Below are 26337 nucleotides of genomic sequence, written 5' to 3'. Positions count from 1 at the left end.
ATCATCGCATCAGGCCTCTACCGGGTGATTTTTCGGACTATTCCGACTGGTTTCGAATAGCTGTTCTATTCGAACAGGATTTCGATTACGGTTGGGGAATGTTCGATTCGGGGGTGGGAAGTTTCGGTATCTCAGCACAGCTGAGTGGTACCGAAACCGATTGCGCCCTCGTTGATTTGATGGCCCAGTTGCATTCATGTGAAGCGATGTTGGTCGAGCGGAAACTGGCGGTGGTGGCGGAGTTCTTCACCCGCCGCAGCGCTGAGCATGTCGAGGGCGGTACGTGGACGTCGTCGGCGCACGAGCTCGCCGAATCCGAGGTCGGCGCGGTCCTGACGATGGGGCGCGCTGCTGCCGGGAAGCTCATCGGTTTGGGTTTTGCGTTGAAGACGCGGTTGCATCGCACTCGTGCGGCTATGGCCCGCGGTGAACTCGATTTCTACCGGGTGGGGTTGATCGAGTCCGCAACCGCGAATGTCGGTGACGAGTTGATCGACGAGGTCGAACGCTTGTTGCTCGAGCAGGTGTTGGCTCCACCGGTGGACGGCGGTATCGGTTTGACGGGTCGGCGGTTGACGGCAGCGATCGACCGGATCGTGGCCCGCGTCGATCCGGAAGGCATGCGGGAACGCCGCCGCCGAGCCCTCGCCGACAGGTTTGTCGGAGTCAGCGCCGCCGAAGACGGGATGGCCCGCATCCTGGGGAGTATCCCGGCCGAACAAGCCCGCGCCTTCGACGGCAGGTTGCGGGAATTAGCGATGTCGGTGTGCCGCCACGATTCCCGTACGTATGAGCAGCGCCGAGCCGATGCCTTGGGCGCCCTGGTGAGCGGTTCGACGGTGTTGGTGTGCGACTGCGACCGCGGTGATTGCCCGCAGGACCGCAGTGGTTTGGTGATCATGCGCCGGCCGTTGGTACATGTCGTAGTACACGATTCCACCCTGAGCCCAGGATCGAACGAACCTGCACATCTCGACGGCTTTGGTGTCATCAGCGCAGAGCATGCCCGCAACATCGCGAAAGACGCAGACGTTCGGGAAGTGCGAGTCCCGGCAGATGCTGAACCTGAACCGACACCTGAGCCGGCATCGGCGTTGGTGTACCGCCCCGGCGCGGCACTCGACACGTGGCTGCGGATCATCTCGGGCAGCTGCCAATGGCCGCACTGCGATGTCCCCGCCTGGAACTGCGACCTCGACCACAACGACCCGTTCAACCACACCGACCCCGCCCAGGGTGGCAAGACGGTTGCGTCGAATCTGAGCGCGTTCTGCCGCAACCATCACCGCCTCAAGCACTCCGGGAAGTGGCAGCTCAATCCGAACCCGGATCGGAGCATCACCCTGACCTCGCAGACCGGTCATTGCTACCGCACCAGAGATGCCGGACTACTCGCCGGTCAACAGGAACCGCCGCCACCGGAAGGCGGAACCCGGCGACGGACACGACTCGAAAACAAAGCTGCCCACATCCGAAGCGAACGAAAACACCGTCGCGTCAAGATTCAACACCGGGCGGCACAACATGCCGAACGGAAACGCCGCCAAACCTTCCCGATTTCCACACCCCGCAAGCCCATGCCCCGAGAAACCATCGACTACGGCAACGACCCACCCCCATTCTGAGGTGTCACAGCCTCCACGAATTTGCCACGACAGGCACAATGAGCACATGCGCAGTGTTACGTGGAACCCCGAAATCTACGGTCGATACGCCGACGAACGCTCACGCCCCTATATCGACTTGACTTCGCGGATTGCGGCGCAGGCGCCGGCGCGAGTCGCGGACCTCGGATGCGGATCCGGGTCACTGACCGGGATACTCGGTGAGCGTTGGCCGGATGCTCGTGTGGCGGGGACTGATTCGTCGCCCGAGATGGTGGCACAGGCGCCCACCGATCTGCCAGGCAACGTCACCATCACGCTGCAGGACATCAACGAGTTCGACGCCACCGGCTACGACGTCATTGTGAGCAATGCTGCATTGCAATGGGTTCCGAACCATCGTGAGCTGATCGACGGATGGGCCGAGACCATGGCGCCCGGAGCGTGGATTGCGTGGCAGGTTCCCGGTAACTTCGACGCCCCGTCGCACGCTTTGATGCGTGAACTTGCCGAGTCGTCGAGATGGCGAGATCGCGTGGGTGGAGTTTTGCGTGGACCCGAGGGTGTTGACGACCCGGCGCACTACGCAGCCAGGCTGCAGGCTCACGGGTTCGACGTCGATGCCTGGGAAACCACGTACATCCATGTGCTGACTGGCGAAGACCCTGTGCTGGGCTGGGTTCGGGGGACAGGCCTGCGTCCAGTGCTTGATGTGCTCAGTGAAGCCGACTCGCTCGAATTCGAGCAGGAGTACTCCGCAAGGCTCCGCGAGGCCTATCCCTCCACGGCCGCAGGCACACTGTTCCCGTTCCGAAGAGTCTTCTGCGTGGGGCGAAAAATGAGTGACTAGTCCGCTGTCACAAACCCTTCCGACACCATCCAATCTCGGGCAACCTCTGCGGGTTCCTTGCCTTCGACATCCACTTGGCGATTCAGTTCGGTCATCACCTCGTCGGTGAGACGAGCCGAAATCGGCGCCATGACCTCAGCTACCTGCGGATGATCCTCGGCAAAGCTCGCACGCATGACAAGGGCTGGATTGTATTTGGGGAAGAAGGACAGATCGTCCTCGAGTAGCTCGAGGTCGAGGGCGATGATGCGTCCGTCGGTGGTGAACACCTCGCCGAACTTGCACTGATCACCGTCGGCTGTCGCCTGGTAGATGATGCCGGTCTGCAATATCTGGCGCTGGGCACGCGAAGCGTCGAATCCGTATTTTTCTGCGAGACCGGGGTATCCGTCTTGACGGACGTTGAACTCGGTCTCGACGCATGTCACTGCAGCACCGGGATCGGATTCGACCAACTTAGCGTAGTCGGAGACAGTCTTGACTCCGGTCTTCTCGGCCGTCTCCTTGCTCATCGCCAAGGCATACGTATTGTTCATCGGCGCCGGATCGGTCCACACCATGTCGTTTGCAGCCAGGTCCGCATCGCGGACTGCCTCGAACTGAGCCTGCGAATTGGGAAGCGGTGTCTCGTTTCCGAGGTAGTTGATCCATCCGGTGCCCGTGTACTCGTAGGCAAGATCGATCTGCCCGTTGAGTTGCGCGTCGCGGGTGCTGTTGGAGCCCTGGATGTTGGTGAGGTCGCGAACTTCGGCGCCGGCCGCAGACATCGCGAATTCGATGATGTATCCCAGGATGATCTGCTCGGTGAAGTCTTTGGAACCGACGGTGATCTTCACGCCTTCGAGTTCCGGAACTGGCTGGATACTTCCCGGACCGACCGCGAGGGGTAGTGCGCCGCCGGATTCCAAACCACACGACGCCACAAGGGCAAACCCGAGTGCGGCTGCGGTAATTTTCCAACCGCGCATGCGTCGTCGATTCATCGCAATCCCTTTGGCCCGAGGAACTGTTCGGCGAGTGCGCCCAACCAGTCGATGAGCAAAGCGAGCGATACCGCAAGCACCGCGCCTACTACCAGCGTCACGTTGTCGCGCAGTTTGTACCCGGTGTCGATCATGATCCCCAGTCCGCCGGCACTGACCAGGAAACACAGTGTTGCTGTTCCTACGGCAAGAACCAATGAAGTACGAAGACCGGCAAGGATATAGGGCACTGCCATCGGGAATTCGAGCTGTCGCAAAATGGTGAACGTTGACATGCCTTGGCCGCGCCCGGCGTCGATCAGTGTCTCGTCCACCTGCTGATAGCCGAGAATCGTGTTGCGCAGCACCGGAAGCAGTGAATAGAACGCGATGGGGAATACACCGATCCAGAATCCGGTGGTGCGAGTGGCGAGATAGAACAGGACCAGAAGGCCGATGGCCGGTGCAGCCGCGCCGATGTTGGCTATTCCCACGAAGAACGGCGCCAGACGGGTGAATCTCGGTCTGGTCAGCAGAGTGCCGAGCGGCACGGCCACCGCGACGACGATGATGACCACCGCGGCTGTGAGCAAGATGTGCTGCCAGGTGAGCGTCGTAATGTTGTCGACGTTGATACTGGCTTTCTGCGTTGCGTTGAGATCGCGGCTGAAGGCCCAGACCAGTACTCCGACTACAAGTATCAGGACGACAACCGGCTGAACCAGTAGCCGGATCCTTTCTGCTCTACGTGTGGCGGCATTTTCGGCGGCACCGAGATCCGCGCCGCCATCAATATCTGCGGCTCCAGCAGCGGGCGGCGCTGCCAGGTCCTCCGTCGACGCGCTCACTCCGGAACATCCTCGTCATGATCGTGTGCGTGTTCCTCACGCATCTCCGAAAGATGGCTGACCAGTGTGTCGATGGTGATGAGACCGACGTATTCGCCGCGCCGGCCGGTGACTACCGTCGACGCATTGCTTTCGGCAAGCAGCGCTTCGAGTGCATCTTGCAGTGTCGACTGAACGGACACGGCTTCCCCGATTTCGTTCCCAACGCCACGCAGCGACGACGCGTGTGCCAGATGTGACGGTGAGACCCAGCGGAGTGGGCGTCCGCGCTGATCGAGAATGAGGGCCCACTTCCACTTACGTGCTGCGAGTGAACTTCTCAGCTCATCCACCGAGTCGGTCTCCCGCGCGGTGAGGCATTGCTTGAGTTTGATCTGCCGCACCCGCGTCAATGTCAGCTGCTTGAGGGAGGCGTCGGCGCCGACGAAGCCCGCGACCATGTCATTGGCCGGATTGGCGAGGATAGCTTCGGGAGTGTCGTACTGCATGATCGTGGATTGATTGCCCAGCACGGCAATTCGATCGCCCAGTTTGACTGCTTCGTTGAAATCGTGGGTGACGAATACGATCGTCTTCCCGAGTTCCGTTTGCAGACGCATCAACTCGTCCTGCAGTAGTCCGCGCGTGATGGGGTCGACAGCACCGAAGGGCTCGTCCATCAACAGGACTGGGGGATCAGCGGCAAGTGCCCTCGCGACCCCGACACGCTGCTGCTGACCACCGGACAGTTGCCGGGGATAGCGGTCTCGATACGTATCCGGATCCAGCCCCACGAGATCCAGCATCTCGTCGGTGCGGGCAGCAATCCGCTTCTTGTCCCAACCGATCAATCCCGGCACCGTCGCCACGTTCTTGGCAATCGTGAAGTGTGGAAACAGGCCGGCCTGTTGGATCGAGTAGCCGATGCCGCGTCGCAGCTTGTCCGGGTCGATCGACAAGGCATCCTTGCCGTCGATGGTGATCTTTCCGGACGTGGGTTCGATGAGACGGTTGATCATGCGCATCGTCGTGGTCTTGCCGCAGCCGGACGGGCCGACGAAGACAACGATCTCACCTGCAGGAACAGTGAGGGACACGTTGTCGACTGCCGCGTCTTTCTGCCCTGGGTATCGCTTGGTCACGGATTCCAGAACGATCTCGACTCCGGAAACCGTGGGATCGCTGGTGACGTCATGGGGGATGGTTTCAGTCACTGGAGACCCTTCGAGGTAGTGAGCCGACCGATGACGACGTAGATGGCGTCGAGTATCAGAGCCAGAATGACGATGAGTACCGTGCCGGTCAGCGCTTGAGGAACAGCAGTTGGGCTGCCGACGCGAGATAGTCCGGAGAAGATCAAGTTGCCCAGACCTGGGCCTTTTGCGTACGCCGCGATAGCCAGAATGCCCATGAGCATCTGAGTGCTGACCCGCATACCGGTCAGGATCGACGGCCACGCGAGAGGCAGTTCGATGCGGCCGAGTACACGCAGTCGATTCATACCGACACCGCGTGCAGCATCGGTGATGGCCGGATTCACCGAGTCGAGACCGATGATGGTGTTTCTGATGATCGGAAGTAGTGCATAGAGAATCAGTGCGGTGATGGTCGGCGCGACACCCAGACCGAGAATCGGAATGAGAAGTCCGAGAAGAGCGAACGATGGAACAGTCAAGATCGTGCTGGCCAGCGCTGTTGCCACTGATGAACCAATAGGACTGCGATACACGAGAATTCCGATGGCAACCGCGGCAATGGTTGCAATAATCACCGACTGAATGACGGCCGAAACATGGAGATACGAATCGGTCAATAGTTGTTGTCGTCGTTCGACGACAAATTCCCACAGTGCGCCCATTTTCCGAACCGACCCTCTTTCGGACTGTTGCTGACTCGAACGTGTACCCGTCCCGCAGTTCGGATACACAGGCGTCGTTCGAGTCGTGAAGTGTTTACGTCGACCCTCGTCCAAAAAGTTCAGTACTGCAACTATTTCGGATAGCTGCGTGTCGGATGTTGCTCAACAGACGAAAAGCCGGCGTCACCCGCAGGTATATGCGGTGTGACGCCGGCTGTTCGGCAATCGTAGGTTCGGGTCAGATTTGTCGCTCTGGATAAATGACGGACTACGGGCTGGAAGTTCCTACTGCAACTGGCTCATCCGCTACTTCGCTGGAGGTGGCCTTGGCTCGTCTGAGGTTGTCCAAAGCAGCAGCGCCCGGCCCGATGAAGACCAGCAGGAGCAAGGACCAGCAGAACAGGACAACCGAGTCTCCCTCGTTCTGGATGGGTAGCAAGCCGTCGGGCTGATGCTTCCAGAAGTAGGCAACGGCCATGGAACCTGAGGCAATGAAAGCTGCTGCACGAGTGCCGAGTCCGATGATTATCAACGTGCCGGCCACCAGCTCGATCGTTGCTGCCCAGCCGCCGGGCCAGTCCGTCCACGACGATGTGTTTCCGCCCCATGGAGCTACCGGCCATCCGGTCAGTGTCGACAGGCCATGGCAGAGAAACAGGAAACCGACAACGATGCGGAATGCTGCGATGCCCCATGGTGCCGCCGTGCTGGATATGTTTTTCACCGGAGGAGCATTACACACTCGAGTATGGTTTGCCTACCCTAATAACTGGACGGGTGTCCGAGGTCCTTCCATGTGGGTTTACATCCCAAATGTGCGGCAAGGTAACTGAGGCAAGGGCGTCGGAGATTTTGCTGCGAGTTCAAAGAATGCGGCCTAGGGTAAATCCACCAATCCGCCCTTATGGGAGTGTGACATGGACAAGCCGAATACGGAGACCACACCCGAGCCCGACAAGTCTGCAGTCAAGAACAAGTGGGCCGCCCTGATCGTACTGGTCGGCGGTCTGGCGATGATCGTCATCGACGGCACCATCGTCGGAGTAGCGCTCCCGGTTCTGATCGACGATCTGAAGTTGAATTTCGACGACGCGCAATGGGTCAACAGTCTCTATTCGGTGATCTTTGCTGCGCTTCTGCTCACTGCAGGTCGGTTAGGCGACAGATTGGGCCGCCGACGTCTGTACGTCGTCGGTATCGCGATATTCGTGGTCGGTAGCTTGTTGGCCGCTACCGCGGACGGCGCAACCAGCCTGATTGTGGCCAGAGCGATTCAAGGCGTCGGTGGTGCGTGCGTACTGCCCGCCACGCTGTCCTCGATGAACTCGATCTTCAGAGGCAAGGACAGGGCGGTGGCGTTCGGCGTGTGGGGTGCCGTCATCGCCGGCGTTGCTGCGATAGGTCCGCTACTCGGTGGCTGGATCACCACGTACTTCACCTGGCCGTGGATTTTTGTCATCAACGTGCCGATCGGCATCGCCCTGATGATCGCGACATACATGGTGGTTCCCGAAACCCGAGCCGGGGTCGTCGAACCGGGGCTCGATGTTCTGGGACTGTTCCTGAGCGCCTTCGGTTTCGGTGCGTTGATCTTTGCACTTATCGAGGGCGGCACACTCGGTTGGTGGACTCAGAAGGCGGATCTGCATCTCTTCGGTATCACGTGGTCCGCCGACGCACCACTATCCGTGGTTCCGACGATCGGCACGATCGGTATCCTCCTGCTGCTGGGATTTGTGTTGTGGGAGAGGCATCGTGGACGAATTCACCGATCTGCGATTCTGGACATGAATTTGTTCTTCACGCCCACCTTCAGCTGGGGCAACGTGACTGCCATGACGGTCGCGATCGCCGAATTCGGCTTGTTGTTCGTACTGCCGCTCTATCTCGTCAACGCATTGGGCCTGAGTACGATGGGCGCAGGCTTCGTGCTTGCCGCGATGGCCGGTGGCGCTTTCATATCCGGTTCGCTCGCAAGGCATCTCACTGCGCTGATCGGCGCACCCCGAACAGTGATTCTGGGATTGCTCCTGGAAGTTGTCGGTGTTGTCGTAGTTGCTGTTTTTGTCAGTTCGACTGTCGCGCCGTGGCTTCTGGCGCTGCTTCTGGTGGTCTACGGAACCGGCCTCGGATTGGCCTCCGCGCAGCTCACCGGAATTACCCTGGCAGACATACCCACCGAAGAATCCGGTCAGGGATCAGCGACGCAGAGCACGGTTCGCCAGCTGGGCTCGGCCATCGGAAGTGCCGTCGTCGGCGCAGTATTGGCGTTCGGGTTGTCGAGAAACATGCCAGGCACACTCGAATCAGGGGGAGTGCCGTCGTCCGAAGCAATCCAACTGTCAGACGCGACACGAGAATCCGCAGGCAGTTCTATCGGAGTCCTGCGGGAGCAGGGGACGCACGGACAACTGGGCGAAGCCGGCCCAGATGTCGTGCGTCTGCTCTCCGACGGATTTGCGGAAGCGACGCGCTACTCGCTTTACGTGTCGGCGGCGTTCCTCGTCCTGGGTCTGATCGGAGCGTTTCGAGTGCAGGCGAGCGCCAGACTCAGGCCCAGCTGAGTGCGTCTTCGTTGGACAGGCGCGGCAGGCGGTCGAACCACGGGTTCTCGCCGGGATGGCCGATGTTGACCACGAGGGTGGTCTTGAAGCGGCCGTCGGCGAAGAACTCGCCGTCGATGCCCGCAGCGTCGAATCCGGCCATCGGGCCGGCGACCAGGCCCTGTGCGCGGATCGCGAGAATCACGTAGCCGGCCTGCAGGGCGGCGTTGAACCGACTGGTCGACGTGGCAGCAGCCTCGTCGGACGCGAAGTGGTCCTTCATTTCCGGGCGGATCGGGAACAGGGCAGGAATGTGCTCGTAGAACTTGGTGTCGACGGCCAGAACGGCGACAGCCGGAGCCGACGCGGTCTTCGCCTTGTTGCCGTCGGCCATGTGCTCTACAAGGCGCGCTTTGCCCTCCTCTGTCCGTACGAACAGCACGCGAAGCGGGTTGGTGTTGGCTGCGGTCGGCGCCCACTTCGCGAGTTCCCAGATCGCGGTGAGTTCGTCGTCGGTCACAGGTTCGTTGGAGAATGAGTTGGCCGTGCGAGCTTCGGTGAAGAGAAGTTCGCGGCTGGCGGTGTCGAGCTGCTTTGCGGTAAATGGGGTGGCTGCGTCGATTGACATCGGTGGTTCCGTTCCGTGATGGCTTGCCAGACATCTCCGGCAAGACGAGTTGCTAGTAAAAACAAAGTGACTATGAGTACGTTAGCACTGACGCTAGGATGGTGAAGTGGAGAGCAAGAGTGGAACTGATCATCAACCCCGCGTCTGTGATGCGGCTTTGGCACGGGCTTTCCGCTTTCTCGGCAAACGCTGGAACGGTGTCATCCTCGCAACGCTGCTCGGTGGGCCTGCGGGATTCGCGGAACTGAAGCGTGCGGTCGGGGGAATCAGTGATTCCGTACTGTCTGACCGGTTGACCGAACTGGCGAGCGCAGGGCTGGTGACACGGACCGTCGACGCCGGACCGCCCATTGCCGTGGAGTACCAACTCACGGTGTCTGGCCAGGCCTTGCTCCCTGCGTTGAGTGAACTGACGACCTGGGCTGCCGAGAATCTGCCGGCCGAGGGTTGTACGAGCTGAACTACCGCGTGTGTACGGTTCGGTGTGATTCGTACCAGGTGTCACCCGCCGGTTCTCCCGCCAAGTTCCAACTCCACGAGACTGTCGGCGTGATGCGTGAATAGATTCCGGGACCAACCATTCCCACCCTGTGGATCGGCGGTTCGGCAATGCCGTAGATCCTGATTCCGCGCGCGACGAATGGCTCGAACGACGGCATGTCGTCGATGACCAGTGCTATCTCGTAGTGCCCTGAGCGGATGTTGCGGAATTTGCGGGTATTGACGACGGCCTCGCCGACCCCACCTATCCATAGGTGAGTGCCGTCGTATTCGAAGGCCAACGGCACGACGTCCGGTTGACCGTCTGGGCCCACAGTGGCAACTCTCGCAAGAGGTTGCGACGCCATGTACTCGATTTCCTGGTCTGTGAACGACATCAATTGATCCTTCCGCAGGTTCGCGACAAGTCCGCAACGTAGTTGCAACGTATGCGCCAATAGTGTTCTGGATCACACCGAGTTTCCGCGTCGGAAACTGGTGCGCAGTATCGGTCCAGGTTCGCTACCGGTGGCGATCACGGACAAGGCTCCGTGGGTTGACAACACAGCCCACGGAACCGTCCCCTCCGGCCAGGTGGGGCGAACCGCCCGGACACCGGCCGACAAGGAGTCCAGGTGTCTGTCGCGGCGGATACGTCTGTAGTGGACCTCGGGTGCTCCGAGCTTCCCGAAACTTTCCCCGAGCTTCTTCCAGGACCGCCGTCGTTGGCGATGTGCCTGACGGAACCGCCACGAGGGCTCGCCGACATTGCCTCGCTGGTGCTCGCGGCACCGTGGTTGCTCCGTTCGCCGCGAGGTGACGGACACCCGATTCTGGTCCTGCCGGGATTGTTGGCGTCCGACACGTCGACGATGGCAATGCGCGCGTACTTGCGGTTTCTCGGATATCGAGTCCACGGCTGGAACCTCGGCATCAATACCGGGCCGACGCCTCAGGTTGTCGACGGTCTGCCTGGGGTCCTCGCAGGTCTGGCGGATCGCTACGACAAACCGGTGTCGGTGATCGGGTGGAGCTTGGGCGGTATCTATGCCCGCCAACTTGCGAGGGATCTCCCGCACTCCGTGCGACAGGTGATCACCCTGGGAAGTCCATTCGGGTTGAGCAACCTGCAGCAGACGCGTGTCGGTGCGCTGTACTCACGTATGTCCGGCAACCATGCGACCTTCCACCCGTCAACGGTATCGAGTGGGAACTCGGTCACCCGTTACCCGTTCCGGCAACGGCGCTCTACTCCAAGCGGGACGGTGTGGTTCCGTGGCAGGTGTGCCGCGACTTCCCGTCGGATCGTTCGGAAAGTGTTGCGGTACATGGCAGTCACATGGGGTTGACGCACAATCCTTCGGCGTTGTGGGCCGTGGCCGACCGGCTCGCGCAGGCCGCAGATACCTGGAATCCGTTTGTCGTTCCCAGGCATCTGCGGCGACTGTATCCGCGCTGAACCGTCGTCTGGCCTCTAGGCCTTGGGTACGCGGACGATCAGTGCGTCGCCCTGCCCGCCGCCGCCGCACAGTGCGGCCGCGCCGATGCCGCCGCCGCGGCGCGCCAACTCGAGTGCGAGGTGCAGCGCGATCCGGGCACCGGACATCCCGAGGGGGTGCCCGACGGCGATGGCGCCGCCGTTGACGTTCACCTTCGCCGGGTCGAGGCCGAGCTCACGCGTGGAGGCGATACCGACGGCCGCGAACGCCTCGTTGATCTCGACGAGATCGAGATCGGCGGGGTTGATGCCTTCCTTCGCGCAGGCCTTCGCGATGGCCCGCGCCGGCTGGGACTGCAGGGTCGAATCGGGGCCCGCGACTACACCGTGGGCGCCGATCTCGGCGATCCAGTCCACCCCGAGTTCTTCGGCTTTGGCCTTGCTCATCACGACCACGGCGGCGGCGCCGTCGGAGATCGGGGAGGCGGAGCCGGCGGTGATGGTGCCGTCCTTGCTGAACGCGGGACGCAGTTTGCCGAGGGATTCGACGGTGGTGTCGGCGCGGATGCCCTCGTCCTGCGTGAAGACGATCGGATCGCCCTTGCGCTGCGGGATGGAGACGGGGACGACCTCGTTGTCGAAGAGGCCGTCTTTCCAGGCGCGGGCGGCGTTCTGGTGTGAGGCCGCGGCAAACGCGTCCTGCTCCGCGCGGGTGATGTGGGTGTCGTCCTGCTGGTTGACCTGTTCGGTGAGCAGGCCCATCGCCTGGTCGGTGAAGATGTCGTGCAGGCCGTCGTACGCCATGTGGTCGCGCATCGTGACGTCGCCGTACTTGAACCCTTCGCGGCTTTTTTCGAGCATGTGCGGTGCGCGGGACATCGATTCCTGCCCGCCGGCGACGACGACGTCGAATTCGCCGGCGCGGATCAGCTGATCGGCCAGGGCGATGGCGTCGACCCCGGAGAGGCACACCTTGTTGATGCTCAGTGCGGGAACGCTCATCGGGATGCCCGCGGCGACGGCGGCCTGGCGGGCCGGCATCTGGCCGGCGCCGGCGGTGAGAACCTGACCCATGATGACGTACTCGACCTGCTCGGGGGCGACACCGGCCTTCTCGAGGGCGCCCTTGATGGCGATGCCACCGAGATCGGACCCGGACAGGTCCTTCAACGAACCCATGAGTCGACCCATCGGGGTACGGGCTCCGGCAACAATCACAGAACTGGTCACGTCAGGTCTACTTTCAATTCGGTGCCGGTGGCACGGACAACGTCATCGACAGTGACGCCGGGGGCCAATTCACGCAAGGTAAGTGTGCCGCCGTCGGTGACGTCGATGACCGCGAGGTTCGTGATGATGCGATCTACGACGCCTTGGCCGGTCAGCGGCAGGGTGCATGCGTCGACAATCTTGGGGTTGCCGTCGCGATCGGTGTGTTCCATGACGACGATGACACGGCGGGCACCATGGACAAGATCCATCGCGCCGCCCATGCCCTTGACCATTTTGCCGGGCACCATCCAGTTGGCGAGGTCGCCGGTCTTCGAGACCTGCATGCCACCGAGAACTGCGGTGTCGATGTGGCCGCCGCGGATCATGCCGAAGGAAAGAGCGGAATCGAAGTATGCCGCACCGGGATTGACGGTGACGGTTTCCTTGCCCGCGTTGATGAGATCCGGGTCGACGTTGTCCTCGGTGGGATACGGGCCGGTGCCCAGGATTCCGTTCTCCGAGTGAAGAACTACCCGAACGTCCGAGCCGAGGTACCCGGGGATCAAGGTGGGGAGACCGATTCCGAGGTTCACGTATTCGCCGTCGATCATCTCGGCCGCGGCACGGGCCGCCATGTCGTTGCGGGTCCAACCGGTCACTGTTGCTGATGCGGTCATCGTGTTGCTCCTTCGGACGCGCTGACGGTTCGCTTTTCGATTCGTTTGTTCTGGGGCCCGGTGTGGACAACACGCTGGACGAAAACCCCAGGAAGATGAACTGAAGCCGGGTCGATCTCGCCAGGCTCGACAAGCCGTTCCACCTGGGCGATGGTGATTCGCCCCGCCATAGCAGCGAGTGGGTTGAAGTTCATCGCCGTCTTGTCGAAGACGAGGTTGCCCTCGGTGTCACCCATGACGGCGTGAACCAGGGCGTAATCGGCCGTGATTGCTTCTTCCATCACGTATCGCTTGGTTCCGAAGGTGCGAGTTTCCTTGGGCGGGGACGCAATTGCGATGGAACCGTCGCTGTTGTAGCGCCAGGGCATGCCGCCGTCGGAGATAGGGCTACCGACACCTGCCGGAGTGAAGAACGCCGGGATTCCGGTTCCGCCGGCGCGCAGGCGTTCTGCCAGTGTTCCTTGCGGTGTCAGTTCCACTTCGAGTTCGCCAGCCAGGTACTGACGCGCGAATTCCTTGTTCTCGCCGACGTACGACGCCGTCACGCGCCGAATCCGACCGGCAGACAGCAGGATTCCGAGTCCGTGATCGTCAACGCCGCAGTTGTTGGAGAACACTTCGAGTTCCCGTGCGCTGGTTGCCGCGATCGCTTCGATCAAGGCGTCAGGGATTCCGCACAGTCCGAATCCGCCGACGGCCAGGGTCGCGGCGTCGGTGATGTCGGCGACCGCATCGGTCGCGGACTGGTACACCTTCGTTGCCATCGTCATCTCCCCATCTTGCGTTCATCTGACGAACGCATTGTTTTTCTCTGGATGAATTCAACTATGCGCAGATCCAGCAATCAATGACGATGGGAAAGATGATAGAAAATGGTCGCTGGGCGACCAATTCTCGTTAATACGTTCATTCAGTGAACGCTAGGATGGACACATGGCATCGAGGGAGCAAGCGCCGCACATGGTGGCGCGGGTGGCGGCGGTTTTGCGTGCGGTCGCCGCGTCGGAACCAGACGGCGCAACGACCACTGAGCTGAGCAAGGCGGCCGATCTCGCTCGTCCGACGGCTCACAGGCTGCTTACGTCGCTGGCGGAAGAGGGTCTGGTGGACCGCGACGCGAAGAGCGGTCGTTGGTCTCTGGGGCCGGAGTTGTACCTCCTCGGTACCGCTGCGGGCAGTCGATATGACATCACCGACTCGGCGCGCGATGTTCTCGAGGATCTGGCCCGATTGACGGGGGAGAGTGCCTTCTTGTCCGCACGGCGCGGCGACGAAACAGTGTGTGTCGTGAGGCAGGAGGGGAGCTTTCCCCTGAGATCCCATGTGCTTTATGAAGGAAAACGATTTCCACTAGGCGTCGCGTCGGCTGGTCTGGTGATCCTGAGTCACTCGCCTGCCAGTGAGGTCGACAGTTATTTCGCGCGTAGAGATCTCGCCGCGGAGTGGGGAGACGGCCACAGTGAGGAAGCCGTTCGCCGTCGAATCAGCCTGACCCGCGCCGCCGGCTACGCCGTCAATCCGGCTCTCCTCGTCGAGGGGAGTTGGGGAATGGGCGCCGCCGTCTTCGACCGACGGGGACGGCCGGCGTGGGCCCTGAGCTTGACCGGTGTCGAGACTCGATTCCGGCCGGACCGGATCCCCGAACTGGGAAGACTCCTGCTCGAGCAGGCACATGTCCTGACGACTCGGCTCAAAACCCACTCCGTACCGTAGAACTTGCCGCGTCACTTCCGGAGGAGGAACTCGAGCGTGACTCGTTCGAATGCTTCTTTCGCTTCGACCATGACCCAGTGCCCGCAGTTCGGGAAGATGTGCAACTCGGCGTTCGGTATGAGTCGCATCGGGATCATCGGCATGTCGGGCGGGCACTGACGGTCGTCGAGGCCCCAGGTCAGCAATGTCGGGCATTGCACGGCGTGCATCATGGACCAGTACGGTGGCCGATTCGACTCGGACGTCATTTTCTGCTGCGCGGCAAAGGCTTTGGACCCGTACATCGCTGCGAGGCTCTTGTGGGATTCCGGATCCTTGGCGCTCTCCCAGCGTTCCTCGATGCGTTCTTCGGTAATGATGCCGGGGTCATGCACCATGCATCGAAGCCATCGAATCAACTTCTCCCGAGTGGGACCGTCGGCAAATTCCTGAAGCAGTCGAGTGCCCTCGCTCGGGTTCTGGCTGAAAATGTTGGGGCCAACACCGCCGATCGTGACCAGTTTCTTCACTCGCTCGGGGTGCCGCATCGCCACGTTCGACCCGACGACACCGCCCATCGAGTTGCCGATCATCGCAGCGGATTCGATGTCCAAAGCATTCATGAAGCGAGTGACTGAGGAACCTGCGGTGACGACGGGATGCCCGTCGACGGGATCGCTGATGCCGAAGCCGGGGAATTCCAGTACGTAACAATGGAAGTGCTGCGCGAAGGTGGCAAGATTGCCGCGGTAGTTTCGCCATCCACTGACTCCGATTCCGGATCCGTGTAACAGAATCAGCGGTGGACCGTCGCCCGCCTCGTGATAACGCAATACCCCTTTGTCGGTAGCGATTTCTCTCTTGGTTCCCTCGTAGCTCACATCCATTCGGCAATGCTAGAACAGGTTTCAGTTTTGAGGTGTGTTTCTGTCGGGGTCAACCCTGATTGCGACTCGGGGTAGCACTGATACCTGAGGATGAACCGTGGCCGGAAAGATGGGTCCTGCGCCCGATGTGCGGCGCGGCAGTTCGGCGGATAGTTGATGTCAACGCGGCAGTCGCCGCGACACGTACCGAAAGGTCAGTCCATGACGTCATCGATGAAGACCCGCAAGCTCACTCGTGCACGATCGGGTGCAATGTTCGGCGGTGTCTGCGCCGGCATTGCACGCTACTTCGGGTGGAAGGCGTCGACTGTTCGGTTGCTGTTCGTACTGTCGTGCTTGCTGCCCGGACCGCAGTTTCTGATCTACCTCGTGATGTGGATTTTCATTCCGCGCGAGGCGATCTGAGCGCGCTGTTCAGCGTTTGCGCGACTTCATGATCAGCTTTGCCTGATGCAGCTCGTCCGGCGTCAGGGGCGGCAAAGGTAAGGGGTCTCGGTGTTTGCCCTCGGCGCGGAGTCCGTCGAGCATCACCGACAGGAACCGGCGCCACACCGTCGGGTTGACGGGTTGGGCGAACTCGGTGACCGCTCCCACCATGAAGATAAGTCCGAAGAGATCGGTGGACACCGCATCGGGGCGCAGCATTCCGGCGTCTCGGGCTCGCCGAAAGATCTCTTCGACGGCAGGTTCGATGATGGATCGCTGACTCGCGACCTGCTCGCATCCTTCGTCTGTTCCGTTGAGTACGTCCTTGAGTCCACGGTTGACAGACATTCGGCCACAAGCGAATTCGGCAAATGTCACCAAGGCGTCCCAGGGGTCCGGATTGGCGAGTGACGCCTCGGTGGCAGCGGCCATGTCGGCGAAGTTCTGTTGAAAGACGCCGTCGATCAATTCTTCTTTGTTTGCGAACCGTCGGTACACCGTGCCGACGCCGACGCCTGCTCTGCGAGCGACGTCGTCGAGTGTGACGTCGATGCCTTCTTCTGCGTACAACTCACGCGCGGCGTCGATGATCAATCGCCTGTTGCGGGCGGCGTCGGCGCGAAGAGGGCGCTCCATTGCGGTGCTCATGATGTCCAGTTTACTCGCCAAGTGGAGACATGATCTCCATTTGGGTGTACCGTTTTTGCTAACCGGAGAAGCTATCTCCGCATAGCTCGGGCGAGGGAACATGTCAGAAACTGCTGAGTGGACTGAAATCGACAAGTCCCCGGCGCCTTCAGGGGACAACCACGCAAAACGGTGGCTGATTCTCGCGGTTCTGGGAATTGCGCAGCTCATGGTGGTCTTGGACGCCACCATCGTCAACATCGCGCTGCCGGCAGCGCAGCGTTCATTGGAATTCGGTGATTCCGATCGTCAGTGGATCATCACCGCGTACGCCTTGGCCTTCGGCAGCTTGCTGCTGCTCGGTGGCCGGTTGAGCGACCTGTTCGGCCGCAGGCGCACCTTTATCGTCGGGCTGATCGGATTTGCGGTTACCTCGGCAATCGGCGGCGCGGCGGTCAATTTCGAAATGCTGGTCGCCGCGCGTGCAGGTCAGGGCGTCTTCGGTGCACTACTTGCTCCGGCGGCACTGTCACTACTGTCGGTGACCTTCACGGATCCGGCAGAACGGGCAAAGGCCTTCGGCATCTTCGGCGCAGTGGCCGGCGGCGGCGGCGCTATCGGATTGCTCCTCGGCGGTGCGCTTACCGAATGGGTGGACTGGCGCTGGTGCCTGTACGTGAACCTGTTCTTCGCGGCAATCGCGCTGGTCGGAGCCGTGCTGCTGTTTGCGCCCCACGTCACTACCGGAGCCAGGCCGAAACTCGACATCCCCGGAACCGTTCTGGTGTCGACCAGCCTCTTCAGCATCGTCTTCGGATTCTCGAAGGCTGAATCGAACGGTTGGGGTGCCGGTACCACCATTGCGTGGCTGACCGCGGGCGTCGTATTCATGGCCGCATTCATCTACTGGCAGACCAAGTCCGACCATCCGCTGCTCCCGCTGCGAGTGGTCACCGATCGAATCCGCGCCGGCTCGTACCTGGCTATCTTCCTTTCCGGCGCAGGCATGTTCGCGGTCTTCTTGTTCTTGACGTACTACATGCAGTTGATCCTCGGATACACGCCGATCGTGACCGGTCTGGCCTTCATGCCCATGGTGTTCGGAATCGTCACGGCGGCAACGCTGTCCACGGCAGTACTTCTGCCGAGATTCGGTCCTCGTATCCTGATCACCGGCGGAATGGTCATCGCCGCAATCGGAATGACAATTCTGGCGCAGATTTCGGTGGACAGCACGTACGCCGTCCACATTCTGCCCGGACTGGTCGTCACCGGCCTCGGTATGGGCAGCATCTTCGCGCCGTCGATGCAGGGCGCAACCTCGGGTGTGCGCTACGAAGATGCCGGAGTTGCGTCGGCAACGGTCAACACGATGCAACAGGTGGGCGGTTCCATCGGGACAGCGCTACTGAGCACCATCGCGGCATCCGCGTCTACGAATTACCTCGTCGGTCGTGAGGTCAACCCCATCACGCAGGCGCAGGCCGCCGTCGAAAGTTACACCACGACGTTCTACTGGGCTGCAGCCATTTTTGCGGTCGGCGCTGTGCTGACGGCATTGGTTGTTCGGAGTGGACTACTCCCGACGGCACCTGAGGGTGAACCGGTTCTGGTGCACTGAGATAAAGGTCGGGGCCGCTGTCTGAATGAACTGGTCAGCAGGCGGCCCCGACCTTCTCGACTCAGCAGGGGCCGTCCGGTCCACTTCCGTAACGGTGCATGACGTGGTCGAGTTGCTCGGTCGTGAGGGCCGGCACGGGAAGTTCACGGTGTGTGGTCCGCGATGCCCGCAAGCCGTCGATGATGAAGCCGAGAACGCGGCGGTATGCCTCCGGAGCATCGTCGCCCGTGAAATTCTGCGACAGCTTGATGGTCTGGATGAGAAGTGGAACGTCGCTGATTTCGAAGTCGTCGCGCAAGGTGCCCTCATCCTTCGCGCGGTTGACGAGGGCGGCGGTACTGCGAGTGATGCTGGCACGGGCACGGGTGAACGCGTCGGACGTGAAACGGGCGTCCATCAGAATGTCGCCGAATCCGCGACTGTCTGCCATACGACGCGAGATCGCTTCGAGGTAGTGGACAAGCCCGTCCCAGGCGCCGGGAATCTCGAGTGACGTTGTCGCAAGGGATTCGATCTCCGCGCAGCGGGAGTCGAACAAGGCCTGGATCAATTCGTCCTTGCTGGCGAATCGTCGGTAGACGGTGCCGACTCCGACGCCCGCGTGACGTGCGACATCCGCCAGCGTGGCATCGAGGCCCTGGGCTCCGAAGACTTCACGCGCGGAACAGAGGATGCGTTCGAGGTTCGCCTGGGCGTCGGCACGCAGACGTGGCTGTCCGCAAATGTCCGACGATCCCACTAGTGCATCGGGGTGACTTGTCGGCATCCTCACAGTCTACGACACTAAGCGGAACATACGGTTCCGCTAGTGTTATATTGCTAAGCGGAACGAATGGTTCCGATTAACTTCACGAGAGAAGCCATTTATGAGCACGTCTGACATCTGGGTCGGGAGTAAAACGACCTCGATGATGGGTACGCGGAATATCGGCTTCTCGGGCCGCGCACTGCGGGCTCTCTCCGGTGACGGTGCGTTCATCCAGCTCATCCGATTCGCTCTTGTCGGCGGCATCAGTAACATCCTCTACTTCGCCGCGTTCCTTGCTCTGCATGGCGACGGAGTCCTTGTCGCCAACGCCGTGGGCGCGGTGCTCAGCACTATTCTTGCCAACGAACTTCATCGGCGGCTCACGTTCCACGCCGCTGACCGCGTCCACTGGTTCACCGCGCAGTGGGAAGGCGGCGGACTGGCACTTGTCGGACTGCTCGCCAGCTCGGCTGCCATCAGCGCACTGGGTTTCCTGTTCCCCGGCGCAACTGGCGTTGTACAAGCCGGCCTCGTGATCGGAGTCAGCGCACTCGTCGGAGGCCTGCGCTTTGTCGCCCTCCGCGGATGGGTGTTCTGACCGAACCAGACGCAGCGTGCGGAACACTGTGAGTCATGAGCATGTCGATAGCCGACTCCGGTATCCGTCTCGGGCTGCTCTGTCTGGCGATGGCGGTGTTGGCGGCGCTCGTTTATCGCTTCACTCGCATCGGCAGTGTTCGTGTCGTCCCCGGTGCGCTGGTGCGTGGCGCCATCCAATTGGCAGCGATTTCCTTGATCCTGGCTGCTGCTCTCGCTCACCTCTGGTCGGCGGTACTCGTGCTGATCGGGATGTTTGCGGCCGCGTCATTCACGGCTGCGCGTAGATCGAACTCCGGTCGCTCCGGCGTTTGGCTGAGTGCCGCTGTGCTCGCGGGCATCGCCGTTGTGCTCCCACTCATGCTCATATCAGGGGTGGTTCCCTTGGAGGGGGTTGCGATCGTGCCGATCGGCGGGATCGTGATGGGCGGCGCTATGACCGCGACATCGATGGCCGCTAAACGTGGACTCGACGCCGTCGACTCCCGATACGGTGAGGTCGAAGCTGCCCTCAGCCTTGGTTTTTCGCAGCGCGACGCCCGGTGGGAGGTGGCGAGAACTGCCGCCGCCGACGCTTTGCTGCCAGGAGTCGACCAGACGCGAACCGTCGGCCTGGTGACTTTGCCCGGAGCGTTTGTCGGCGTTCTGCTTGCGACGGGATCCGCGGTGCAGGCCGGGGCTGTGCAGATCCTTGTATTGGCAGGGCTGTTGTTGGCGCAAACCTGCGCGGTAGCTGTTGCCGTGGAGTTGGTTGCGCGAGGCCGCGTCTACCGAGGTAGGCGAGTCAGAGCTGCGCGAGTTCGTTGATCTTGTTGCTGCGCAGGACCCGATCGGGCAGATCAGGGGCGTTCGACGCGAGGGTGATCATCGCCGTGCCGATGTTTTCACTTGTTGTCACGCTTCCTGGCAGCACAATCCGCAGCAGTGGGTACAACCCCGCTGACAGTTGATAGAACGCCTGGTACCACCACGTCTTCGACGGTGATCCGGAGCGCGGGCGGATAAACCCCGGCCGGAAGATGTAAACGGTCAGAGGCAGTGCCAGCAGTGCGTTCTCGGTTGCGCCACGTACTCGCTTCCACATGGTCGTGCTGGTCTCGGTGGAGTCGGCACTCTCGCCGGAAACGTAGACGAACACCATGTGCGGATTCAGCCGTGCGAGTGTCGTCGCGGCAGCGAGCGTGAAGTCGCGGGTGATCCGGGTGTAGTCGGTTTCGTTCATTCCGGCAGACGAGGCACCGAGGCAGAAGAAGCAGGCATCGGCGCCGATGAGGTCTCCCTCGATGCTCGTGAGATCGAGCAGATCGTGATGAACGATGTCGACTATTTTTGCGTCGCCGATCGTGATCGGATTACGGCCGACGGTCACTACCGTGTCGATTCGCGAATCCGTCAGGCACTCGCGCAGAACGCTGTTGCCCACCATTCCCGTTGCCCCGAAAATTACGACCTTCATCTGTGTTGCCCCCCGTTGTCGAATTCTGCGTTGTCGAATTCTGCGAACACACTACGCAGCGGTGTCGGGGCGGAGTATGCCGGAGCGCCAACTGAACGTTTGACCTGCAACGATTGGTCTCTTTCATCCAACTTGCGACCAAAGTCCCTACAAACCGTCCGGACGGTAGGGAGAGGATGGGTGCATGGACGAAGCGGGGGACGAGCTACATGTGCTCGGGTCGGAAACCGCCGGTCGATGTGTGGAGGCGTTGACCATCATCGTTTTCGGCGCGCTGTGTGCTGTTGTCGCAGGTTCCGCGATGTGCCTTCTCATCGGTGTGGTGGTGGGACTCGTTCGACTGGTCTACCTGTTTGCGCGCGAGTTGTTCTTCGAGAACGACATGTGGTCGTTGATGCTCCCGAATGTCGAGTGGAAGCGATCCAGGATGTAATTCTGACGCATGTTCCAGGGCGACTTCGATCCCTGCTTCGGGAATTGTTCGACGGCACGCAACACATATCCCGACTCGAGATCGAGAATGGGGCGTTGATCCATGTCCTCGGTTACCTGCGGAACGCAGGTGGAGTATCCGCGCTTGTCCATCTCGGCGAGCAGGCGGCACACGTACATCGACGTCAGGTCTGCCCGCAGCGTCCACGACGCGTTGGTATACCCGACGCACATCGCGAGATTCGGAACTTCGCTGATCATCATGCCTTTGTAGACGTATCGATCGCCAAGGGATACCGGCTCACCGTCTACGTCGAGGGACATTCCGCCACAGGCTTCCATCTTCAATCCTGTTGCTGTGACCACGATGTCCGCGTCGAGTTCAGTGCCGGACATCAAACGAATCCCGGACTCGGTGAACGTCTCGATGCGATCGGTTTCGATGGAGGCCTTGCCGGATTTCAGCGCCTTGAACAGATCGCCGTCGGGTACGACGCATAGTCGCTGATCCCACGGGTCATAGGCGGGCGTGAAGTGCGGATCGATCGGAACATCATGGGGGAGTTGCCGCTTGGCGGCTATGCTCAGTAGCTTCTTCGCGCGTGCCGGGCTGCGGCGGCACAGTTGGTAGAAGCCGAGATTGACCAGGACGCTCTTCCATCGGGCCACGCTGTGTGCCACCTTGCTCGGCAGGTACTTGCGGAAGGAATCCGCGATCTTGTCTTTCGACGCCAACGTGAGAATGTACGACGGCGACCGCTGCAGCATCGTGACGTGCTCGGCGCTCTTGGACATCGTGGGAACCAAAGTGACTGCGGTAGCGCCACTTCCGATCACAACCACCTTCTTGCCGGTGTAATCGAGATCGTCCGGCCAGAACTGTGGATGCACGACGGTTCCGCCAAACGTTTCCAAGCCTGGGAAATCGGGTGTGTATCCGGCGTCGTAGCTGTAGTAGCCGCTGCAGAGATAGAGAAAATTGCAGGTGAGTGTGTGTTCCCGATCCTCGGACACGACAGTGAGCGTCCAGACCGACGTTTCCGACGACCAGGACGCCGCAGTCACTTTCTGGTTGTACCGAATCTTCTGATCGATACCGTTCTCACTGGCGGTGTCCCGGACGTATTGCAGGATCGACGGGCCGTCGGCGATTGCCTTGGCATCGGTCCACGGGCGGAACGGATACCCCAGCGTGAACATGTCGGAGTCGGAGCGAATGCCGGGATACTTGAACAGATCCCAGGTTCCGCCACTGTTCGAGCGAGCCTCGAGAATGGCGTACGACTTTCCGGGAAGCTCGGTTTGAAGGCGATACGCAGCACCGATACCCGACAGGCCTGCACCGACGATCAGTACATCGAGGTGTTCGGTGCTCATCTGTGTACTCCGTATCGAGTGCGCCGTCCCGGTGAAAAGGTGGTCGAAACCCAGCCTACTGACCGATGCGCCGGCGATCGAAATCGGAACCTCGCGCCGCGAAGCTCCACAATTCACGGCTGTTATGGCAGATGATGGGATGTCCGAGTACACGTCATGGGCATTGTTGTGGAGAAAAGAAAACATGGGCTGTTCGAGTAGGGTCGGCGCGGCACTGGTGGTTGTGTGTACAGCGCTGTCACTGAATGCGACAGTTGCGCGCGCGGAAGAACCGATCGCGGGATCGGTTGTCTCTCATATGCCACTCGCCGCGGCGACGCTACCGATTGGAGCCGCCGTTTCCGAACAGATTGTCTACCGAACTCTTCGGACGGCCGATCGGCAAGGAATCTCGTCGGGTTCGATATTCCTGCCGGAGGGGGCACCGCCGACGGGTGGGTGGCCGGTGATCTCGTACGCCCACGGAACGGTGGGCAGCGCTGATCGCTGCGCGCCTTCGGTGGCCGGGTTCTACGAGACCGAACGACGCCCCATCGAGCGATGGTTGGCGGAGGGCTACGCAGTTGTGGCGACGGACTACTCGGGACTCGGGACCGAGGGCGCTCTGGCCTACCTCGACGGCCCAGCCGCGGGTGCCAACGCAATCGACGTCGTTCGCGCCGCGCACGAGGTGTACGGCGACGTGCTGGACGAACGCTGGATGGTGGCGGGTCTGTCGGAAGGTGGGCATGCTGCCTACTTCGCCGGCCATGAAGCAAGTTCCCGCGCACCGGGATTGGATTTCCGGGGCACAGTGGTTGTTGCCGGACCTACTCATCTGGAGGGGTTGTTCCCGCTCGGTGGCCCGTTGTTCCCGGAGTTGGGTATTCCCGGCCTCGTGGTTTATGTCCTCTACCTTCTCGGTGGGATCGATGATCAGCGCCCGGAAGAGAATGTCCGACAGTATCTTTCGCCCCTCGGAATTTCGTGGATGGAGAAGGCTGCGACGCAGTGTGCGGTCGATATCGGTAAGACTGTTGCAAGCGAGAGGGTTCCCTTGGGCGCTCTCTTTTCTCAATCGCTGTGGACGCCACACATTTACGAATTGATGCGAGAGATGCTTCAGGTTCCTGTCGACGGTTACGACCGGCCGTTGCGCATCGTTCAGTCCACCGCCGACACAACACTCCCCATTCCGTTCACCTGGGCGCAACTCGTCGATCTACGTTCCAGAGGTACGCAATTCGAGTATCAAGAAATCCAGGGAGTCCCCCACAGTCAGTCCGTGATTGCATCGATGGATCAGACTGTCGAGTTCACGCAGCGAGTAATGCGCTAGCGCATGCGGCGATGAAAATCGCTGTCGCCGGTCTGCGCGAACCACACTATTGCCGCGATCGCGTACAGGATGACGAAGATCAACAGCAGCCCGCCCGCTATCACGAGTGATATCTGTCCAAGCCTCTTGACCCGGTCCGATGCGTAGCGTGAACCGTCCGCGTCGCCGTCCGCCCACAACGGATACACGTTGAACGCGTGGTTGAAAGCCGAGAAGGCCAGCGGCCAGAAGAAGAGCAAGGACACAACCGCCCACCCGGCATTGACCGGTGGGCGGTCAGGGTTCCGCGGGAAGGCTGCAGAGGTCGGTTGCGCAGAGGTCGGTTGCGCAGCGGTGGGTTGCGACCGAGGGGGTTGTTCCGAACTTGTCATGATGGGCTCCTGACATGAGGGTTCTCCTCGACGCTACTGCGATTCAGCTCGAGAATCATCGGAGTAACCCAACTAGGCGGAAACCGATGTGTGATCCGCGAGCAATCTGGCTACCGGAAGAACGTCCTTGACGGCCATGTCGATACGTTCGAATACCTCAGGGTTGAGGATGGTCGTCCCGTCGAAATCACCGGCGCTGAGATAGATGCCGACAGGAGCAGTCCATGCTTGGAAGAACGCAAAGAGTGGCCGCAGTGCCTGGTCGAGAACCAGTGCATGCCGATCACTTCCACCGGTTGCCGCGAGAATGACAGGCGTGTTCGCGAGAGCATATTGATCGACGAGATCGAAGAAATGCTTGAACATTCCGGTGTACGAACCGCGGAACACAGGCGACGCCGCAATCACGATGTCTGCGTTTTCGACCGCGTTCAGCGCGTCGGCGGTGGCTGCGTCGACGTGGTCACGATCGAGTGCGCCGGCCAAGCCGGGTACCAGATCCACGATCTCGATCACCCGAGCGTCGACTTGCTCGACGTCTCCCATCGTCTCGATGACGAGGTCGACCAGTGCCCGGGTTTTCGACGGCCTGGACATGCTGCCGACAACGGCAACAACTTTCAGGGGTGTTGTCATGAGTTGTCCTACTTCTCGGTTGGTGTCAGGGATTCGATTTCCTTGCGGACGACGGGAGCGACTTCGGTGCCCAGGATCTCGATGGCTCGGAGCATGTCCTTCTGGGGAACGTTGCCGAAACCCATCTGGATCATGATCCGGTCGTGGTGAAACAGTTCGTACTGCGCCATTGTCTTGTCGATGATCTCTTGCGGACCACCGAGGAAGAAGGCTCCGGCTGTTGTCGCCTGCGCTTCGTATGCCCTGCGCGGCATGGGAACTCCGTTGCCACGCTGGTGGTGGTTCTGCATCCAACCGGCTTGGAAGTACGGGTACGACGTATCGAGAGCGGCCTGCTTCGACGTGTCGACGAAGCCTGGCGACGCAATCGAAACCTTCAGGTTCTTCGGGTCGTGGCCGAACTCCACGGCGGCCCGGCGGTACAGGTCGACAAAGGGTTCGAACTGCTGGTAACTACCGCCGATGATGGCCAGCGACAACGGAAGTCCCAGCTTGGCTGCCCGAACTACCGACGCCGGGGTGCCGCCGACAGCGATCCACACCGGGATCTGACGGTCAGGCCGAGGTGTTACGTCACCGTCGACAAGGCTGGGACGCAGGTGTCCCTCCCACGTGATCGGATTCTCGTCCCGCAGTTTCAGGAGCAGATCGAGCTTTTCGGCAAAAAGCTCGTTGTACTGGGACAGGTCGTATCCGAACAGTGGGAACGATTCGGTGTACGACCCGCGTCCGGCGATGATCTCCGCTCGTCCCTCGGACAGGAGGTCGAGCGTCGAGAACTGCTGGAAGACGCGGACCGGATCGTCGGAGCTGAGTACGGTGACAGCGCTGGAGAGTTTGATGGAGTCGGTGGCCTGCGCCATCGCGGCGAGCACCACAGCGGGCGACGAGACCGCGAAGTCCGTCCGATGATGCTCGCCGACTCCGAAGACGTCCAACCCGACCTGGTCGGCAACGGTTGCCTGCTCCACCAAATGTCGAAGGTGGACACCGGGGTTCATCGTCTTGCCGGTTTCGGGGTCGGGCGTGAGTTCGCCGAAATGGTAGATGCCGAGTTCGAATGCCATGGT

The 26337-nt window shown here is 61.0% G+C and carries 29 protein-coding genes and 1 pseudogene; 12 read left to right on the top strand and 18 right to left on the bottom strand.

The features are described 5' to 3' along the window. The first annotated feature begins 98 nt into the window (after nt 1-98). Both C7T36_RS09225 and C7T36_RS09220 read left to right on the top strand, forming a co-directional pair. Nucleotides 99-1625, top strand: a complete 1527-nt coding sequence (locus tag C7T36_RS09225; RefSeq protein ID WP_045066703.1) for an HNH endonuclease signature motif containing protein — start codon at nt 99-101, stop codon at nt 1623-1625. 46 nt (nt 1626-1671) lie between these two features. Beyond that, complete coding sequence (locus tag C7T36_RS09220) at nt 1672-2454, top strand: trans-aconitate 2-methyltransferase (protein ID WP_045064850.1); 783 nt, start codon at nt 1672-1674, stop codon at nt 2452-2454. On the opposite strand, the gene C7T36_RS09215 is transcribed toward C7T36_RS09220, so the two are convergent. The 5 genes from C7T36_RS09215 to C7T36_RS09195 all read right to left on the bottom strand — a co-directional run bounded on the left by C7T36_RS09215 (nt 2451) and on the right by C7T36_RS09195 (nt 6825). Beyond that, the gene (locus tag C7T36_RS09215; RefSeq protein WP_033237346.1) at nt 2451-3437 is read right to left on the bottom strand and encodes a glycine betaine ABC transporter substrate-binding protein; all 987 of its coding nucleotides are present in this window, start codon (nt 3435-3437) and stop codon (nt 2451-2453) included. The two genes, C7T36_RS09220 and C7T36_RS09215, sit on opposite strands and share 4 nt — an antisense overlap. Continuing rightward, a complete protein-coding gene (locus C7T36_RS09210; RefSeq protein WP_045066702.1) occupies nt 3434-4210 on the bottom strand; it encodes an ABC transporter permease in 777 nt (258 codons plus the stop codon). Before C7T36_RS09210 ends, C7T36_RS09215 begins: the two co-directional genes overlap by 4 nt. Nucleotides 4211-4260: 50 nt before the next feature. Next, complete coding sequence (locus C7T36_RS09205) at nt 4261-5457, bottom strand: ABC transporter ATP-binding protein (RefSeq protein ID WP_033237348.1); 1197 nt, start codon at nt 5455-5457, stop codon at nt 4261-4263. Further along, entirely contained in the window at nt 5454-6101 is a 648-nt protein-coding gene (locus C7T36_RS09200) for an ABC transporter permease (protein WP_033237349.1), read from the bottom strand. Before C7T36_RS09200 ends, C7T36_RS09205 begins: the two co-directional genes overlap by 4 nt. A 268-nt stretch (nt 6102-6369) precedes the next feature. Beyond that, a complete protein-coding gene (locus C7T36_RS09195; protein WP_033237350.1) occupies nt 6370-6825 on the bottom strand; it encodes a DoxX family protein in 456 nt (151 codons plus the stop codon). A gap of 193 nt (nt 6826-7018) precedes the next feature. Here C7T36_RS09195 and C7T36_RS09190 point away from each other — a divergent pair, with 193 nt between their 5' ends. Further along, entirely contained in the window at nt 7019-8665 is a 1647-nt protein-coding gene (locus C7T36_RS09190) for an MFS transporter (RefSeq protein ID WP_045064849.1), read from the top strand. On the opposite strand, the gene C7T36_RS09185 is transcribed toward C7T36_RS09190, so the two are convergent. Next, nucleotides 8652-9272 carry a malonic semialdehyde reductase gene (locus C7T36_RS09185; RefSeq protein WP_033237352.1) on the bottom strand — a complete coding sequence of 207 codons (621 nt, stop codon included), beginning with the start codon at nt 9270-9272 and terminating at the stop codon, nt 8652-8654. The two genes, C7T36_RS09190 and C7T36_RS09185, sit on opposite strands and share 14 nt — an antisense overlap. Before the next feature lie 106 nt (nt 9273-9378). Here C7T36_RS09185 and C7T36_RS09180 point away from each other — a divergent pair, with 106 nt between their 5' ends. Beyond that, the gene (locus tag C7T36_RS09180; protein ID WP_033237353.1) at nt 9379-9732 is read left to right on the top strand and encodes a helix-turn-helix domain-containing protein; all 354 of its coding nucleotides are present in this window, start codon (nt 9379-9381) and stop codon (nt 9730-9732) included. A 1-nt stretch (nt 9733) separates the two neighbouring features. On the opposite strand, the gene C7T36_RS09175 is transcribed toward C7T36_RS09180, so the two are convergent. Beyond that, entirely contained in the window at nt 9734-10150 is a 417-nt protein-coding gene (locus tag C7T36_RS09175) for a PPOX class F420-dependent oxidoreductase (RefSeq protein WP_045064845.1), read from the bottom strand. Between the two features lie 333 nt (nt 10151-10483). Here C7T36_RS09175 and C7T36_RS09170 point away from each other — a divergent pair. After that, a pseudogene (locus C7T36_RS09170) lies at nt 10484-11211 on the top strand (esterase/lipase family protein). Between the two features lie 15 nt (nt 11212-11226). Here C7T36_RS09170 and C7T36_RS09165 read toward each other — a convergent pair. From C7T36_RS09165 to C7T36_RS09155, 3 genes are read right to left on the bottom strand one after another with little or no spacing between them, the layout of a single operon-like run. Continuing rightward, entirely contained in the window at nt 11227-12420 is a 1194-nt protein-coding gene (locus C7T36_RS09165) for an acetyl-CoA C-acetyltransferase (protein WP_106939710.1), read from the bottom strand. Next, nucleotides 12417-13079 (bottom strand): CoA transferase subunit B, encoded by a 663-nt coding sequence (locus C7T36_RS09160; RefSeq protein WP_045064841.1) that lies wholly within the window; start codon nt 13077-13079, stop codon nt 12417-12419. Before C7T36_RS09160 ends, C7T36_RS09165 begins: the two co-directional genes overlap by 4 nt. After that, nucleotides 13076-13843: a CoA transferase subunit A gene (locus C7T36_RS09155; RefSeq protein WP_172937628.1), complete on the bottom strand. Its 768-nt coding sequence runs from the start codon at nt 13841-13843 to the stop codon at nt 13076-13078. Before C7T36_RS09155 ends, C7T36_RS09160 begins: the two co-directional genes overlap by 4 nt. Nucleotides 13844-14012: 169 nt before the next feature. On the opposite strand from C7T36_RS09155, the gene C7T36_RS09150 reads away from it, so the two are divergent. Then, the gene (locus C7T36_RS09150; protein ID WP_084702460.1) at nt 14013-14792 is read left to right on the top strand and encodes an IclR family transcriptional regulator; all 780 of its coding nucleotides are present in this window, start codon (nt 14013-14015) and stop codon (nt 14790-14792) included. Between the two features lie 11 nt (nt 14793-14803). On the opposite strand, the gene C7T36_RS09145 is transcribed toward C7T36_RS09150, so the two are convergent. Further along, nucleotides 14804-15658: an alpha/beta fold hydrolase gene (locus C7T36_RS09145; protein ID WP_045064837.1), complete on the bottom strand. Its 855-nt coding sequence runs from the start codon at nt 15656-15658 to the stop codon at nt 14804-14806. Nucleotides 15659-15859: 201 nt separating this feature from the next. Here C7T36_RS09145 and C7T36_RS09140 point away from each other — a divergent pair, with 201 nt between their 5' ends. Beyond that, nucleotides 15860-16063 carry a PspC domain-containing protein gene (locus tag C7T36_RS09140; RefSeq protein ID WP_033237019.1) on the top strand — a complete coding sequence of 68 codons (204 nt, stop codon included), beginning with the start codon at nt 15860-15862 and terminating at the stop codon, nt 16061-16063. Between the two features lie 9 nt (nt 16064-16072). On the opposite strand, the gene C7T36_RS09135 is transcribed toward C7T36_RS09140, so the two are convergent. After that, nucleotides 16073-16732, bottom strand: coding sequence for a TetR/AcrR family transcriptional regulator (locus C7T36_RS09135; protein WP_239654629.1), 660 nt, complete (start codon nt 16730-16732; stop codon nt 16073-16075). Nucleotides 16733-16832: 100 nt separating this feature from the next. On the opposite strand from C7T36_RS09135, the gene C7T36_RS09130 reads away from it, so the two are divergent. Further along, complete coding sequence (locus tag C7T36_RS09130; RefSeq protein WP_045064836.1) at nt 16833-18332, top strand: MFS transporter; 1500 nt, start codon at nt 16833-16835, stop codon at nt 18330-18332. A gap of 61 nt (nt 18333-18393) precedes the next feature. Here C7T36_RS09130 and C7T36_RS09125 read toward each other — a convergent pair whose 3' ends face one another. Continuing rightward, nucleotides 18394-19098 carry a TetR/AcrR family transcriptional regulator gene (locus C7T36_RS09125; RefSeq protein ID WP_045064834.1) on the bottom strand — a complete coding sequence of 235 codons (705 nt, stop codon included), beginning with the start codon at nt 19096-19098 and terminating at the stop codon, nt 18394-18396. 142 nt (nt 19099-19240) lie between these two features. Here C7T36_RS09125 and C7T36_RS09120 point away from each other — a divergent pair, with 142 nt between their 5' ends. Both C7T36_RS09120 and C7T36_RS09115 read left to right on the top strand, forming a co-directional pair. After that, entirely contained in the window at nt 19241-19678 is a 438-nt protein-coding gene (locus tag C7T36_RS09120; protein ID WP_045066699.1) for a GtrA family protein, read from the top strand. A gap of 35 nt (nt 19679-19713) precedes the next feature. After that, nucleotides 19714-20484 carry an ABC transporter permease gene (locus C7T36_RS09115; protein ID WP_045064832.1) on the top strand — a complete coding sequence of 257 codons (771 nt, stop codon included), beginning with the start codon at nt 19714-19716 and terminating at the stop codon, nt 20482-20484. Here the strand turns inward: C7T36_RS09115 and C7T36_RS09110 are convergent. Continuing rightward, nucleotides 20462-21133, bottom strand: a complete 672-nt coding sequence (locus C7T36_RS09110; protein ID WP_045064829.1) for an NAD(P)H-binding protein — start codon at nt 21131-21133, stop codon at nt 20462-20464. The genes C7T36_RS09115 and C7T36_RS09110 overlap by 23 nt on opposite strands. A gap of 184 nt (nt 21134-21317) precedes the next feature. On the opposite strand from C7T36_RS09110, the gene C7T36_RS29830 reads away from it, so the two are divergent. Then, entirely contained in the window at nt 21318-21566 is a 249-nt protein-coding gene (locus C7T36_RS29830) for a hypothetical protein (RefSeq protein WP_133637934.1), read from the top strand. Here the strand turns inward: C7T36_RS29830 and C7T36_RS09105 are convergent. After that, a complete protein-coding gene (locus C7T36_RS09105) occupies nt 21479-22942 on the bottom strand; it encodes an NAD(P)/FAD-dependent oxidoreductase (protein WP_045064827.1) in 1464 nt (487 codons plus the stop codon). The two genes, C7T36_RS29830 and C7T36_RS09105, sit on opposite strands and share 88 nt — an antisense overlap. A 184-nt stretch (nt 22943-23126) precedes the next feature. On the opposite strand from C7T36_RS09105, the gene C7T36_RS09100 reads away from it, so the two are divergent. After that, nucleotides 23127-24260: a lipase family protein gene (locus tag C7T36_RS09100; protein ID WP_106939748.1), complete on the top strand. Its 1134-nt coding sequence runs from the start codon at nt 23127-23129 to the stop codon at nt 24258-24260. On the opposite strand, the gene C7T36_RS09095 is transcribed toward C7T36_RS09100, so the two are convergent. From C7T36_RS09095 to C7T36_RS09085, 3 genes are all read right to left on the bottom strand, one after another. Continuing rightward, complete coding sequence (locus tag C7T36_RS09095; protein ID WP_045064825.1) at nt 24257-24631, bottom strand: CD225/dispanin family protein; 375 nt, start codon at nt 24629-24631, stop codon at nt 24257-24259. The genes C7T36_RS09100 and C7T36_RS09095 overlap by 4 nt on opposite strands. Before the next feature lie 72 nt (nt 24632-24703). Further along, a complete protein-coding gene (gene msuE / locus C7T36_RS09090) occupies nt 24704-25267 on the bottom strand; it encodes an FMN reductase (protein ID WP_045064822.1) in 564 nt (187 codons plus the stop codon). Between the two features lie 8 nt (nt 25268-25275). Next, the gene (locus C7T36_RS09085; protein WP_033237011.1) at nt 25276-26334 is read right to left on the bottom strand and encodes an LLM class flavin-dependent oxidoreductase; all 1059 of its coding nucleotides are present in this window, start codon (nt 26332-26334) and stop codon (nt 25276-25278) included. Between the last annotated feature and the right edge of the window lie 3 nt (nt 26335-26337).

It is taken from the genome of Rhodococcus sp. AD45-ID, from assembly GCF_003023755.1.
GTDB lineage: Bacteria > Actinomycetota > Actinomycetes > Mycobacteriales > Mycobacteriaceae > Rhodococcus_F > Rhodococcus_F globerula.
This window is presented reverse-complemented; position numbering and strand designations above follow the sequence as displayed.